Origin of the sequence: Dyadobacter sediminis (assembly GCF_005860765.1) — a bacterium.
GTDB classification, from domain to species: domain Bacteria; phylum Bacteroidota; class Bacteroidia; order Cytophagales; family Spirosomataceae; genus Dyadobacter; species Dyadobacter sediminis.
Window position 1 is genome coordinate 610,212 of record NZ_VCEI01000025.1, and the last position, 14,836, is coordinate 625,047.

8 protein-coding genes are annotated in these 14,836 nt (G+C 48.6%); 4 read left to right on the forward strand and 4 right to left on the reverse strand.

The annotated features are described in order from the left end of the window. Nucleotides 1-28: 28 nt before the first annotated feature. The 3 genes from FEM55_RS15020 to FEM55_RS15030 all read right to left on the reverse strand — a co-directional run bounded on the left by FEM55_RS15020 (nt 29) and on the right by FEM55_RS15030 (nt 7,655). Complete coding sequence (locus FEM55_RS15020) at nt 29-3,238, reverse strand: CBM96 family carbohydrate-binding protein (protein ID WP_138282168.1); 3,210 nt, start codon at nt 3,236-3,238, stop codon at nt 29-31. Between the two features lie 238 nt (nt 3,239-3,476). After that, entirely contained in the window at nt 3,477-7,043 is a 3,567-nt protein-coding gene (locus FEM55_RS15025; RefSeq protein ID WP_138282169.1) for a carboxypeptidase regulatory-like domain-containing protein, read from the reverse strand. Between the two features lie 195 nt (nt 7,044-7,238). Beyond that, nucleotides 7,239-7,655 (reverse strand): hypothetical protein, encoded by a 417-nt coding sequence (locus FEM55_RS15030; RefSeq protein WP_138282170.1) that lies wholly within the window; start codon nt 7,653-7,655, stop codon nt 7,239-7,241. A 588-nt stretch (nt 7,656-8,243) separates the two neighbouring features. Here FEM55_RS15030 and FEM55_RS15040 point away from each other — a divergent pair. The 3 genes from FEM55_RS15040 to FEM55_RS15050 are packed head-to-tail and all read left to right on the forward strand — an operon-like array spanning nt 8,244 to nt 10,715. After that, nucleotides 8,244-9,383, forward strand: a complete 1,140-nt coding sequence (locus FEM55_RS15040) for an acyl-CoA dehydrogenase family protein (protein ID WP_138282172.1) — start codon at nt 8,244-8,246, stop codon at nt 9,381-9,383. Next, nucleotides 9,374-10,135 carry a PIG-L deacetylase family protein gene (locus tag FEM55_RS15045; protein ID WP_138282173.1) on the forward strand — a complete coding sequence of 254 codons (762 nt, stop codon included), beginning with the start codon at nt 9,374-9,376 and terminating at the stop codon, nt 10,133-10,135. Before FEM55_RS15040 ends, FEM55_RS15045 begins: the two co-directional genes overlap by 10 nt. Next, complete coding sequence (locus tag FEM55_RS15050; RefSeq protein ID WP_138282174.1) at nt 10,122-10,715, forward strand: SAM-dependent methyltransferase; 594 nt, start codon at nt 10,122-10,124, stop codon at nt 10,713-10,715. The genes FEM55_RS15045 and FEM55_RS15050 overlap by 14 nt, the downstream gene beginning before the upstream one ends. Here FEM55_RS15050 and FEM55_RS15055 read toward each other — a convergent pair. Beyond that, nucleotides 10,666-11,862 carry a glycosyltransferase family 2 protein gene (locus tag FEM55_RS15055; protein ID WP_138282175.1) on the reverse strand — a complete coding sequence of 399 codons (1,197 nt, stop codon included), beginning with the start codon at nt 11,860-11,862 and terminating at the stop codon, nt 10,666-10,668. The two genes, FEM55_RS15050 and FEM55_RS15055, sit on opposite strands and share 50 nt — an antisense overlap. A gap of 588 nt (nt 11,863-12,450) precedes the next feature. On the opposite strand from FEM55_RS15055, the gene FEM55_RS15060 reads away from it, so the two are divergent. After that, entirely contained in the window at nt 12,451-14,685 is a 2,235-nt protein-coding gene (locus FEM55_RS15060) for a phage head spike fiber domain-containing protein (RefSeq protein WP_138282176.1), read from the forward strand. Nucleotides 14,686-14,836: the final 151 nt, after the last annotated feature.

Below are 14,836 nucleotides of genomic sequence, written 5' to 3' on the forward strand. Positions count from 1 at the left end.
AAAACGGCTTTTTTGCAACCTGCTTTATCTAGTCCTGTTGGGTAACAACTACTTTTAATACCTCCGACTTCGATACGGACTGGACTTTTAACAGGTAAATACCAGTCGTAAGTGACAGATCAGCGATGTTGATTTCTGTTTTTGACCCTGCTCGCAGGGCTGGCGGCGTTTTGATCGGATAAGTATTCCCTGCTTCATTGAAGAGCTCCAAAGATGCGTTTTCCCGATGCTGGTTTCCAATTTGAAGCGTAAACCGGTTTTGTACCGGATTCGGATAAATAACGGAACTTGCTCCATCGGGCTGCGGATCTTCACTTTCTGCCTCTGCCATCAGCCTGGTGGCAGCATGGACGGGTTCGTTGGTGGTGACGATCAGCTCGGGTCGGTTGACCGCATTTTCCCGGCTGTTTAATACAATTCTCTTACCTCCATAACTCTCATGAATTCGTAAGGTGAGCACTTTATCGCCTGCAAACTGGACCTTCGCAAAGTCGGTAATATCGACTTCAAAATACTCGGGTGTTCTGGTTACATTCAGCTGTGCCAGTAACACGGCAGCAGAAAAGGCAGGCGCATTGTTGGCCGTGATGCCGGTTTCTGTCCAGTTGTCGTCGTTCAGGCCTGCCAGAATCAGCTTCACATTGGTTTTCGCCTGTTGATTATACCCGTATATGCGGAACTTTGCACTGGCAACATCTTTGAAGTTTGCCAGGGAAAATTTCAGAAAGGCATTCCGGGATTCCTCCAGATTGCCACTTTGTTTGACATTCAGCTCGGGTTCTGTTCCATAATTTGTATTTGCATTGGCTCCGTACGAAATGTAGGAATCAGCAACCGGATTGAGTATCACGGTGGCCGAAGGACTGGTAAATTCCACTTCAATGGCCGCTAATCTTGGCTGGTCGCGGTTTTGGGTGATGGACCGGAACGCGAGGTTAAGATCGCCGTCTTTCACTTCCACTTCAAAGGTTTCCTGTATTGCTGTCAAAGGGGCACCTGCTTCGGCGATGATGCTGTAATTGCCCAGTTTCAGCTGGTCTTCCGCATAAACGTCAAAACGGCGCCGGCCTGTTCCACTGGTTCGTCCGGGGTAAACGCCCCAATAGGTTTCGGCAAAATGAAGCGTTACCTTGACCGTTCCATAAGCAACGGGAATATGGTAATTGAAATATTCGGAACTCCTTCCTGACCGGTATAGCTCATCGTCTTCGGTATTCAGAATATCCACGTCGGCGACGTAACTGGTCCTGTCCAGCCCGTCATAATATTTGTCAGCCTCGAAAACGCGCCCGTCGGAAGTCGTGTAATCGCCTCCTCCTGCATTGATCCTGATGACCGTCGGCTCGTAGTTTTTCAGAATTGTCACCGTGATTTTTTCCTCGTCAAACAATTGCGGGTAATTCGCAACGCTTACCCTGACCACAAACTGGTAGATACCCGGCGCCTGATTAAGTACCCAGCTGAACACGCCGTCTGAGGCGCCGATCGTGGCGCCCTTCGGCGCACCGATCAGCGAAAATCGCGCCGATTGCCCTATTGATATCTTGGCGGCAGCCTGAAAAGTGATCGTCTTACCAGCGGTTCCTTCCTGATATCCGATCGGATTGAGCGTAGGAGGCGTGGTTACATCATTGACATGCAGGTTGATTTTCGTGAATGCACGTGCATATCCCGGCGCAGTCGCTACCACTACCGAGGTATATACCTTGGGAGAAAGACCTGACGGATTTACTGCAAAAGGCAATGATCCCAGCGAGGCAGCTGGCAGCGTCAGCCAGTTGGCATGTGATTTCGTCAGGGTTACAACAGGGGTTCCCGTATTTGCCGAAAGGCCTAATGACTGGGTTGGCGTGGTCGTACTTCCGCTGTTTACATATTTTAATGTCCCGGCGGAAAATGAAAGCGCTTTGGTATTGGACTCGGCCAGCAGTTTTACGATCCAGAAGGTCGCAACCGAACCCTTTGTTTTATCATTACCGGGATACTGGCTATAAGAACTTCCGTATAAAAGGTTTGTCCCATCCGGGGCAGGAACTACACTGACAAGGCTGCTTTTCGAGCCCGCTGCTGCGCCAACCGTTTTTTCCCAGATCTTCGCCCCGGATGCATTCAGTTTGATCACCCAATAATCCGAGTCGCCTTTCAGCACGCCGGTTTTGTTGCCGCTGATTTCCGATTCGGAATCGCCGCCGATGATGTAGGCCTCGTCAGCGGTTTGTGCCAGCGATCTGGGGATGTCGTCTTTTTTGCCTCCAAATGTTTTATCCCACTGCTTGTCCCAGTTTGCATTCATTTTCATTACCCAGAAATCTTTGAGCCCCTGTCCGTTTTCGGATTTATCGCCGCTGGCATCGGTAGAACCCGAAGACCCTCCCAGCAGGTAGCCACCGTCCCGAGTGCGGATCATGGCCGTCAACAGGTCGCTGCCGCTGCCGCCGATCGTTTTGTCCCACTGTTTGGTGCCGGTTTGGGATAGTTGCACAATCCAGAAATCTTCGGCACCTTTTGAAGCCGCGGTTTTATCCCCGCTGACCGGTGATGACGAGTAGCCGGCCAGAATATAGTTACCGGCTGGTGTCTGATCAATAAATGCCAATCTGTCGTCTAACAACCCGCCAATCGTTTTATCCCACTGCCGGGTACCGTCTGACGTAATTTTGACAACCCAGTAATCCATGCCCGAAATACTGTTCTCGGTTTTGGTATCGCTGCTGTCTGAACTCGATGATCCGCCAATCAGGTAGCCGCCATCCGAGGTTTGTATCAGCGTAGTCAGCTCGTCCAGGAGTGTTCCCCCGAAAGTCTTGTCCCATTGCTTGGTACCATTGGAATTGATTTTGATAATCCAGTAGTCCATCGGGTACCCGTAAGGAGACTGCGATTTGACTGCCGACTTATTGGATCTGGAAGAGCCTCCCAGCAAATAGCCTCCGTCAGTAGTCTGAATGATCGCAGTAAGATCGTCACGCTTGTTGCCGGCAAAGATTTTACCCCATTCTTTGACACCAGCTGCATCGAATTTGGCTATCACGTAATTCGAGCCTTCTGAAAAGTCCGAGCGTCCTGCGATGATACCGCCATCCGAAGTAGGACGTACAACTGATACCTTCGAAGAATAGTAAGGTTCATAGATTTTATCCCACTCGATTGCAGGCTGCGCAAAGGCACTCAGGCAGGTGAAGAGGAGATACGTAAACAGGAACAGGATGTTGCGTCGGGATCGTAAAGCAGGGTTCATTTTTTAAGGTCAGATTCTGTTTAAAGTAAGTTAGCTGTAATTTACAACCAATATGCTTACGCCAGACGCCCGCTGCCAGCACAAAGTTTTTGAAAAACTTATTAACCGGTTTTAACTCTTGTCCGGTGCCTGTTTCTTTGGCAAAAGTTCTGATCTGCCAATCGGATCAGGATTAAAAATCGCTTTAAAAATTCCGGATCAAGGACATCTTGCCCATTGCAGAGAAATCACCTTTGTATTACTGAACGTGGATGATCTGAACGCCCAGTACAGGACGACCATTGGCGGTAATACCCTGGATCATTATACGCAGCGTTCGTACCGTATCCGACAATGGAAAACGGAGCTGGCTGTTTCCCTGCCGGTCTGTTTGCATAAGGGGTTTCCAGTAAAGTACGTCCCGGTTATCGGCGGGACCGGACATGGTGGCGGCAGTTGCATCTGCCTGGTATACCGGTACATAGAACTCGCGCTGCACAGATGGGTATCCGATAAATGGAAGCAGGATGCTAACGTCTCTGGACTTTATGTTTGCCTGCATGGACCGTGCGCCTTTGGAGTAAAAAGCAATCACGCCATTTCCTCCCTGTAAACCGTATATACCCACTGTACCGGCATTTTTCAATACTTCGATTCGTTCTATATCTCCCGGGTTGAAGTTCATCAAAACGGTTCCGTCAGGGTCCTTAACCGGGATGCCATCCATCAAATACAGCGGCTGTGTACCATTATTGAAGCTGTTCATGCCTCGTATGGTTACCTTGTAGCCAGGCGGCGTTACCTGTCCGTTTGGCGGTGGTACTGTTCGTGAAACGGTTACGCCTGCAATCCGGCCCTGGATCATTTCATAGAGATTGGAATAAACCGGTGATTTCGAATCAAATGTAATTACGACGTCGGCATCGTTGTGCAAGCTGCGGCTTTGTATATCCTGAGGTCTTTCATTGTTCTTTCGCGCCCGGACAGTTACTTCGTTTAACTCTTTTGCTGTTTTGTCGCGGTACAAATCGGCGTTTGCTTCCTGCCGCATCCGGGCAGCATCCAGCTGGGCCTGTAAAGCCGGCCAGTCCGGTAAAACAGTTAGCCTGCCGGATTCCCAAAGCCTGCCTGGTTCTTGCTGCAGCAGAAAGGCTTCTTTGGTAGAAAATGGTTTGGAATGACTGTCAGCAAGTTGTGCCACCAGTTGAACGGTATCCGTAATGGCCATGCCCGCCAGTCGAAACTGCCCCTGATGATCAGCATCTGCTGACCTTACGAACGATTGTCCGAGTGCCGTCAAAGCCAGCACAATTTTCGCTCCGGGAATAGGTTGGTTTTTCGCATTCAGTATGCGGCCTTTGAGCGATACACCGCCAAGGGAGTCCGATTCCGGCGAACCGCTGACCCGGCGCCAACCCTGTGTAAGTAACAGATCGTCCAGAGCCTGCCGGGTTTCGACCGTATGGTTTGCTACATACTGGTTGGGGTTTTCGATCATTCCCCGTAACTCTCCGGTAAGTAACAAATGTGACTGCAAAGTAGCCTCGGCAGTGTCACCGGGTACTTTTTCGGCATCCGTAACCGATGCAGACAACGCTGCAACTGCCGGCAATCCGGTATCATTTAAATGAACGTTCAACAAAACCTGTTCACGGGGTTGATACTGGACTTTGTCAAACTTCAGCATGACATGCACCGGCTCCATCAACTCGGGTACAAAGACCAACCGTTCAGCTTGCGGTCTGGCCAGGGCATCGTAAAGGGTAATCTGCATGAGACCCGGCAATCCTGTGAACATGGGCAAGCTTACCTTTGCCATTCCATTTTGCAGAAAAACTTTATGTTGGTCGACTATCCGGCCGCGCTGCTGGATGAGTACATATGCAGAATCAGTGCCGGCTTGCCTGACATTCCTGATGGTCAGTACCAGTCGGGACGTATCACTGACCGCATCAGCTGAAAGCGACAGTCCTTCGGTTTCGGGCCTGGGCAAAGGAATGAGTTGCAATTTGCCGTTATATACTGCCTCGGCGTAGTAAGTGCGTTGTATCTTCGGCTGCATTATTATACTGGTCATGCCGTACCGGCTGGTTTTAAAGCGAACGACCTCAGCTCCCAAATCGTCGACAATGCGTCCCTCCACCAACAAGCCATGGCCATTGGGTTGTGTGATTTTTACACCCAAACGTGCAGGCAAACCGAAAATCCAGCGGCCACCTTCCGGCAGGATCTGTATGTCCAATTCAGGAGAAACAGAATCATTGTGGATTGATGAGCTGCTGTGGAAAAGATTATGGATGACAACATTCCGTTCAAATGCCGGACGCCGCTGTACTTCGTCTTCATCGGTATAGGCACGCAGGCGGTAGGTTCCGGTTATAAGCGTATCGGATAGCCGGAAATTACCTTGACCGCGTCCATCAACAATATGAATCCACTGGTGCTGCACAAGTTTTCCGGTTGATGTAAGCAGGTCGACATGCATGGCCGTTTCGCCAGCCGGTCGCTGGTGATTCGCCGCATCAAGTAAATACATGCTCATCCAGATCCGGTCCCCGGTCGCATAAAGAGGTTTGTCCATGTGCACGTACAGGATGGGTGACAGCAGCCTGAACCTTTTTCTGAAATCCGCATCAATACGTCCTGAGCAAGTGTCAGGAGAAGCAAGTTTTCCCTGTATAGCCAGTGGACTGTCTTTATTCAGCTCTTTTTGATCCCCTTCCGGTTTCCAGTCGGCAGGCAGCATGGTCGATAGCCGGTCATTTCCCATAGAGCCTTTTGTTTCCATCCCTTCCGGCATGGTGATGACTCCGTTGACAGTCATTTGTGTACGACCGCTGGGCAGTTTCATTTCGGTGTATGCATAACGGGCATCCGGATAGGGCGAAAAGTTCGAAGTTGCCTTTGTATAGAAGATAACAAGTTTCCTGGCTGATACTAGCTGGCGCTCGGCCGGTAACCGGCCTGGCTGGATCAACGCAGAAATTTTAATTGGGACCAAGTGTTTGTAATCGCTGATTGCAGCAGAAAGCGTAATGGCCCGGCCTACAGAAGAGATTGGCTTGGTGGCGTCTTCCTCGTAAACCAGAAAGCCAGCCTGTTCAAAGGTATTGTCGGTCAGCGTGGCCATCAGATGCCGGGTGGATCCTTTGTAGGCAGTAAGCCGATTACGCCGGAATTGGGTAGCCTGGCGTTCATTGTCAGGTTGTAATTCTTCAAAACGGGTAGTGCCTGCAAAATAGACTTTTCCTGCGGAGGAAGCATCGAAATGCTGCAAGTCATAAATCATCCGGTAACCCAGTGCCTGATTGTCAATAATCAAAGGCTCGTTCGCCGTTGCATACAGATGATCCTTATCTTCTTTGAAGTTGAGAACTTCACTATTTACCAGCAGGCACTGTCCGCCAAAAGGCTCGCCGAAAAGTTGCTTTTTAAACTGCCGCAACTGGCGTTCCGAACGCTTTGAATTTCCACGTACTGTAATGGCATCTAGCATTTGTTCACTTTCTTTCAGCCCGAAATCCGTTTTTTGCGGAGAGCCGTTCTCAAACCGGATTTTTCGGGTAGCAGGTTGATAGCCGACATATGAAATGGCTATTTCAACGGTACCAAGCGGTACGCCGGTCAGGGTATAATAACCCTTCTCGTCAGTGCTTGTACTTTGTGTCGATCCATTTACGTAGACATGGGCAAAAGGCATGGGTTTTCCCGTTGTTGCATCCGTTACGTAGCCGGTTAACACGGCAGTCGTTTGTCCATGAACAAGCATGGACAAACCAAAAAACAGCACGACGGTTATCCAGCCAATCAAAAACGAGCAACGCATAGTTCTTGGATTATCCGTAAAGAAGAACTCTGTAGCCGGATTATACTATCATCGCCGTATGGATCCTTCTTGACTTTTATAATATTTTGATCAATAATCAGCTGAACATACATACTTTGTTGACAACAACAGTCGGATGTAAAATTCGCCGTTATGCCAGCTATTGCCGGGTTTATACAAAGCTTTTATCTGATGTCATTTTTCCCGGATGAATTTGGTTGCATTTCCGTTACAGTACATGGTGAGTTCGTCAGGTTTGTTCTGGATCACATGTAAATCCTGACAGGAAACACAGCTGGCAGCAATACAAAGAGGATCCAATTCTGCAGGTAGTGGAGGTGTGATATTCAAATAAACGCCATTGACCGTATACGAGTTCGGAGTGCAGCAAGACCTGAATCCGTTTCTGTTTAGTATGACACCATCAAACCTGAATTCCAGGATATCCGGTTCAGCGTTGGTCACCGCTACGGTAACAAAGTCAGGTGAGGTGCGTTCTACTGGTCGCCAGATACCTGTAAGAGAAGCGAGCAAAGCAACCGGGTCGCGTTCGTCTTTTTTGCAATTTGTAAAAGCAAATAAGAGCAGGATGAAATGTATCAATCTATTCATGGTTCTCTGTTTCTTGAATAGATCCATATTTATCATGTTTCGTTGTAATACTGGTAATTTATTTTGATAACAGACCAGACAATACCCGTTTTGCCAAATTAAGGCAGATACTGGAAGTAGTGAATCAGAAGCAAGGGTAATATACAAAAGCTGCAGTACAGGCTGTGGATTAAGCCCTGTTGCGTATGCAGCTTGTAAAAGACAAGCAAAAGTTGGAACTCATGACACATTAAGGCTTATCTGATCATAGATCAACAAAGCCCGACAATTTGCGAATTCTTGGAAGGGAAAACCATTACAAATAAATATACTGAAGCCTGCAGAGGTTGCAATGCCAATATCCGGTAAATTCCCAGGAATGGTCCGATTCCATTCCGTACATCTGCGAGCGTAAAGTTGACAAGATCCAACCTTTGCAGAGACTGAAATTTGGATTTGTTCCCTTTGCAGGAAAGTTTAAGTTCAAATAGAGAGACTTCCATTCTGGGGCATGTGCAAGTGTTGTCCTGACTGTACTGGTATGCTTTTGTTAATTAGGAATATACGCAAGTGTGCAACCGTGCATCTCTTGCCACTAAAATCTGATTAATGATCCATATAGACAATTATTCCCTATTGCAAGACCCGTCCTCTTTACAGGAACTATTTGCCGAAATTTCCCTGCATGCAGCAGGTTCTGATCAGGATGGACGCTTCCCGGTAGAAGAATTCAAGTTGCTCAGAAAAGCCGGGCTTTTATCGGTTACACTGCCCGGGCAGCCTTTATCTTTTCAGGATGGCCGCACAGGCCGGCTGCTGCAAATTTTAAAAGAAGTGGGGAAAGCCAGTCTGCCGGCAGGACGTATCTATGAAGGACATATCAACGCATTGTACCTGATCCATTTGTTCGGAGACAGTACCCGGAAACAACGCTGGTTTGCTGATGCGGATGCCCATTTGTTTGGCGTATGGAACACCCAGGATGAAGCCGGGATAAAGATCCATGACCTGGGCAATGGCCGCTACAGACTGGAAGGTTCTAAAACCTTCTGCTCCGGAGCAGACTGGATTACCAGACCATTAATTACAGGAGAGCTGGTTTCTGCCGGCAGATCCGGATGGCAGATGTGTGTTGTTCCGACTGAACATGTACAGCCGATCCGGTCAGACAGCAGTTTCTGGCAGCCACTTGGCATGCGTGCATCGGCCAGTTTCAGAATGGACTTCACCGGGGTTGAAATCGATGAGTCGGATTTGCTTGCAGAGCCGGATGCCTATTACCGGCAACCTTATTTCAGCAGCGGCGCCATTCGTTTTGCCGCGGTGCAGCTGGGCGGGGCACAGGCTATCCTGGAAGAAACACACCGGTTTTTACAAAGCATGGCCCGCGGTGAGGATGCATTTCAAAGAACAAGGATTGCCCAGATTACTTACCTTGTGGAAACTGGAAACCTGTGGATCAATCAGGCGGCAGAAAATCTGGACCAATGGCTGGACGAGCCTGATGCAACCGCAAAAATACTCGCTTATGTGAACATGGCCCGTACAGTAATTGAAGACATTTGTCTGCGCTGCATGCACCTGGCTGAACGTTCTGTAGGAGCCCGGGGCCTCATGCGCCCGAATGTGCTGGAACGCCTGCACCGTGACCTGACCACTTATCTGCGGCAGCCAGCACCGGATGCAGCAATGATGGCCATAGGTCAATATGTTTTAGATCAGCAACATGCAGCTAAACTATGGGACTGATGCAGAAACCGGAATGGTATGAAAACGCTTCCAGGTTGTCAGTTGAGCAGTTGGGAAGGACTCTGATTGTTGCGCCGCACCAGGACGACGAATCACTGGGATGTGGTGGCATTATCTATCTGCTGACACAATTGGGAACACCCGTCCATGTCGTTTTTGTAAGTGATGGCAGCATGTCACATCCAGACTCTGAAAAATACCCCCTGGCAAAGCGGATCAGTCTCAGAGAAGAGGAATCAAGAAAGGCGCTGGAAATTCTGGGTGTACCTGCCGAGCACATCACTTTTCTGCGCCTTAAGGACAGTCAAGTACCAGCCATGCAAATGCCGGGTTTTGATGCGGCCGCAGACCTGATACGCGGGGTAATCAGCCGGTTTGAGCCGCAAACGCTGTTTGTTCCATGGCGGCGCGATCCACATCCTGACCACCGGGCAACATGGCAGATTGTGGACCATGCCTGGACTTTACAACAGCAGACTGTCAGAAAACTGGAATACTTCATATGGCTTTGGGAACGGGCAGATTCGGGCGATTTACCCTTACCGGCTGAATGCAGAGTATGGACCGTGGATATCAAAACGGCAGTAGCCCGTAAGCGGCAGGCCATCAAAGCCCATGTTTCCCAGACCACACGGCTGATCGATGATGACCCGCAAGGTTTCATGTTGTCTGAAGCAGTACTGTCTCACTTTGACAAACCTTTTGAGGTATTTATAGAAACGTATAGCAATAACAGATATGTCAGATCATAAAAAAAGCCTGACCGAGGATTACTTTGACAAGGTCTACCAAAACAACGAGGATCCCTGGAATTTCGAAACCAGTGAATATGAATTCAACAAGTACAAAACAACCATGGATGCACTGACCTGCGCTACTTATCGGAATGCATTTGAAATTGGCTGTTCCATCGGGGTGTTGAGTGAGATGCTGGCAGTCCGGTGCCAGAGACTGCTGAGTATTGATGCAGCCAAGGCACCGCTTGTCAAGGCACGCAGGCGGCTGGAACGGTTTAACCATGTCCAGGTGCAGCAAATGGCCGTTCCGGGGCAGTTTCCCGATGAGCGGTTCGATCTGGTGCTGATCTCGGAGGTAGGGTATTATTTGTCAATGACTGATTTGGAAATTTTACAAGGGCAGATCCTGGCGCATCTTGATCAATACGGCCAGTTGCTGCTCGTGCACTGGACGCCGCAAGTAGATGATTATCCATTAACCGGTGACCAGGTACATGAAGCTTTTCAACTGCTGTCAGGTCCTGGTCAGCCGCTGGAATTACTATTCAGTCTAAGGGAAAAGACATACCGTCTGGATTCGTTTCAGAAACGGTAAGCCCTGGGTTTTTTACAAACATCCGAAGTTGCATGATCGCTTGCTGGATGGGCTGAAAGCGGACTGTGTAGTTTACATCGGATTGAACCAGAAGTACAACAGATTCCCACAACTCGCCAAACAAGGTAGCACGGATCAGGCTGTTTTGTAACCCGGCGGGTTGTACTTGCAGGGAATGGGCCAGCTCATCTATTTCCTTGTACAAGATGATTTGATTCTGGTGATATTCATACCAGCATCTTCGCAACCGGCTTCTTGCATTAAACATTACAAGCAAAGGGGCAACAGCTTCAACGAGCTGGGCCTGACCATTTTTTTGATCTTCTTTCCATTTTTTAAGTTGTTCTGAAAAGCCGACAGAGACACGTCCGTTGGTACGTGCCGAGGTGTATACCTTTACTTTAAAGCTTTTTCTGATCCGTGCATCCTGGTGCAGCAAAGCCTTGTGAAATGCTGCATCCTCTAGAAAGGGCAGGATGGGGAGCCTTCCGGCCTGCTCGTACATTTTACAGGTCACAGCCATATTTGCACCAAAATATTGAAAATGACATGGAAAGGGATTATGGACCTGAGGATCCAGAATGGATTCCGCCTGCGAGAGCAGACATCTGTAAGTCACATCGCGGAGATGGTATAAACGTGCACTTCCTGCTTTTTTTCTGGTCAGTATCCTGCCGCCGACCGCATCATTGCCACAGGCAATTTCTGCTATAATGTGGTGAACCCACTGATGATCAACAATCGTATCCCCGTCAGTCGAGGCAATAATACCGTTGAGGTTGTTGCTGCGCATGAGCCGGGTATATGCCCGGTCCATCAGCAGACGCCTGACTGTACCGATATGCGCCTGATGTGCGGGCAGGTGAATGTTCTCGACAATCAATCTAAAAGCCGGAAAATCACGGGCGTATTCTGATGCGATCTGAAAAGAATGGTCTGTGCTGTTGTTTACCAGAACAAGTACTTCATAGCTGGCCGGGTCAAGGGGCTGCTGCTGCTGATCTGTCTGCCGGCGCAACGCTTCCAGGGTCTGGTATAAAGATCCGGCTTCGTTACGGACAGGCACCACCACACAGACCTGACAGATGGCCGGGGGATTTTCTTCATTGTTAAAAAGGCACGCTGCACTGCTACTTTCTAATTGCATTTACTTGCTGATTTGGGTCAATGGGATCAGGAGGTCTGACTTGTAATCTAAATGCTTTACGTATATTATTGTACCTGTGATTTCCGGGCATAATTTCCACACTTTTCCTATGTAAAATCAGTTTGAAAGTCTCTCATAACCGTGGAAACCGGTATGGAATGCACACGAGGAGCGCATCATTCAATCCATTGGCCGGGCTGCTAACCGTTGAGGCTATATGTTTGTGAAATCTTTGCGCGCAAAGCAGTTGCAGCCGGATTTGTACGGCTTGCATTTTTTAACAATCCGCATGCCGTTAATGCATAAACTGTATACCGGTTACATAGCATGCCTCAAAAAATTTTCCCGTAATCAAAGGTGTATTTTTCTAAATCAGCAATCCCGATGACCTTTCAGGGGTCTTTCTGGACATTATTAAACTTTTAAGATTCATAAAACGCAACTTATGTCAACTTCTATCCTGACAAATGTCATGTTGTAGGTGCAGGTGCCTGTATAGTTTTGCTGATCAACCCAGGTCGGATATTTACCTTGATCGGGTTCAGTCCTGATTGTTTTAAATAATTACCGGAATACAACCATTCAAGAATGCTAGCACCTGTACAAGCCTTTGATTTCAGAGCAGAGACTTCGGAATATCATAACAACATCTCATTTTTCAGAGCATGTGAAGCCTCTTACTACGGCTCGGACGGGTATCTGCACTTTGCCCGGCCGGGAAGAAACTGGTTATCGCAGAGCCAGAACCTGGCCGTCAGCCCCTGGGTTCAGGTGATGGCATTTGTAACGAGCGCCAGCACCATGACAGCTCCGGATGGTTCGGACACAGCCTGCAGGATTTCTGAAGAATATACACTTGGTGAACACAGGCTTTCACGCAGCATGCAGGTTCCGCAGGGCCAGCCTCTTACTGTCAGCATATACCTGAAAGAAGGAACACGCAGCAAAGTACAGGTCAGTTTCAGCGAATCAGCTTCTTTTACGGGAGGCAATCCTACGGTACAACTTGATCTTGCCACCGGAACATTTATGGCCGTAAGTTCCAATCTGATCAGTTATCAGGCGGTAAGCAGCGGTAATGGCTGGTGGAGGGTTCAGCTGACAGCCGTTCCCGATCTGGGTTCCACAACCGGTTTTCACATTTACATGCTCAATGAAAACAGCAGTATCAGCTATGAAGGTAATGTAAATAGTTATATGTACGCATGGGGCGCTCAGGTGGAACCAGGCATGAATATGACTGCCTACACGCCGACAGATGAAAATCCGTATCTGGGTTTGCGTTATAATTACAGGCTTTCGGATGCGGCACCCGTTTTGGCCGGCGCCCTGGTAGAACCGGAAAGCACCAACCTGGTGCCCTATTCCCAAAAGCTGGAAGGCTCGCCATGGCGCAAGCAGGCAGCCAGCACACCGTTTACTAACATAAAATCGCCGGACGGTGTGACATTTGGTTACAAGATCAAGGAAAGCACCGCAAGTTCAGCGCACTACATTGTACCCAATCCGATCCTTGCCACCGAAGCAGGAAACACCTATACTTTCAGTGCGTTTTTTAAAGCAGCTGAACGCACATGGGCCTATTTCAATGTAAGCGGACTGACGATCCACTACGATATATTAAACGGAACCATTGGAAACAAAAGCAGTATCTTTATTGATGCTGCCATTGAAAATGCAGGAAACGGCTGGTTTCGTTGTGCTGCCACTTTCATTGCATCTTCATCCAGTACATCCACGGTAATCGGCTGTGAAATAAGCAATGGCAAGCAATCCTATGCAGGCGACGGCACAAGCGGTGCACTGATCTGGGGTATTCAGCTGGAAAAAGCAGTGGCTATGACCAGCTACATCCGCACCAACGCCAACGCAGTAACCCGGGATGCAGATATCGTCGTTTTGAACAGGCCATCCACCAGCACTGCATCCGATGTTTTTACACAAAGGATAAATGGCGGAAACTGGATCAAACAGACCAGTACCAATTATCAGCTCGAACAATCCGAAAACGAGATCCAGATCATCCATTTCTATGACTCCGATGTGATCAGTACGGAGCATGAAGATATAGCCGTAGCATTGTTCCCCGAAAACTTCGTTTCTGTCGGTAATTCGGGCATCATGCTCAGCATGTTCGACAGGACGTATATGACACAGACGCCAAACAAGCAATGGTCCCTGCAAAAGGCAATCAACAAATCATGCCCGCTTTACCGTGCACAGGTGAATGCCGGTGAAGTCTGGTCGGGCGATTATACCAACAAATACCGTGAGCGTTCCGAATTTTACATGAAAAACGCGCAGATGCCTTATGATCAGGATGTGTGGCTTTCGTTTGCCATCAAGATTGAGCCGGGTGAAGCACTGACCCTGGACCCTTCCGATTTCTGTTACCTTGGCCAGTTTCATGCCAGCGAAGACGAAGGCGATATCAGTTCACCGCCTGTTCTGGGCTTTCGGCTGGAAGGGCTGGATACCTTCAAAATCTTCACATGCTCCACCACGGTAACGCCGCATACGGTAAGCCCGAAAGCTTTTCTGAGAGCAAGCAGCCAGTTTACCCGCGGAATATGGCACAAAAATGTCATGCGTATCCGCTTTTCTCCGACCGACGGGCAGTTTCAATGGTGGAAAGACGGCGTGGAACTCGTAAATGTTTCCGGAATCGGAATCGGCTATCCGGATGCAATCGGGCCTTACTGGAAATTTGGAATCTATCGTTCACCCATGCCGCAGACGGTCGCGGTAGAATATGCAAACATGGAAGTACAATCCAACACTTCGCTTGAATCCAGAATTACAGATCCTTTACTGATTGTTTAACAATTTTGTATAAACAAATAAAGTGGACATTAAACGCAGGAATTTCATCCAGACAGTTTCTTTAGGATTGGGTACAATCGTAACCGGATTCAAAATGCCTGCAAGCCGGCAACAGCCTGCAGGTTCCTGCACAAGGTCATAGTCTGTTGAA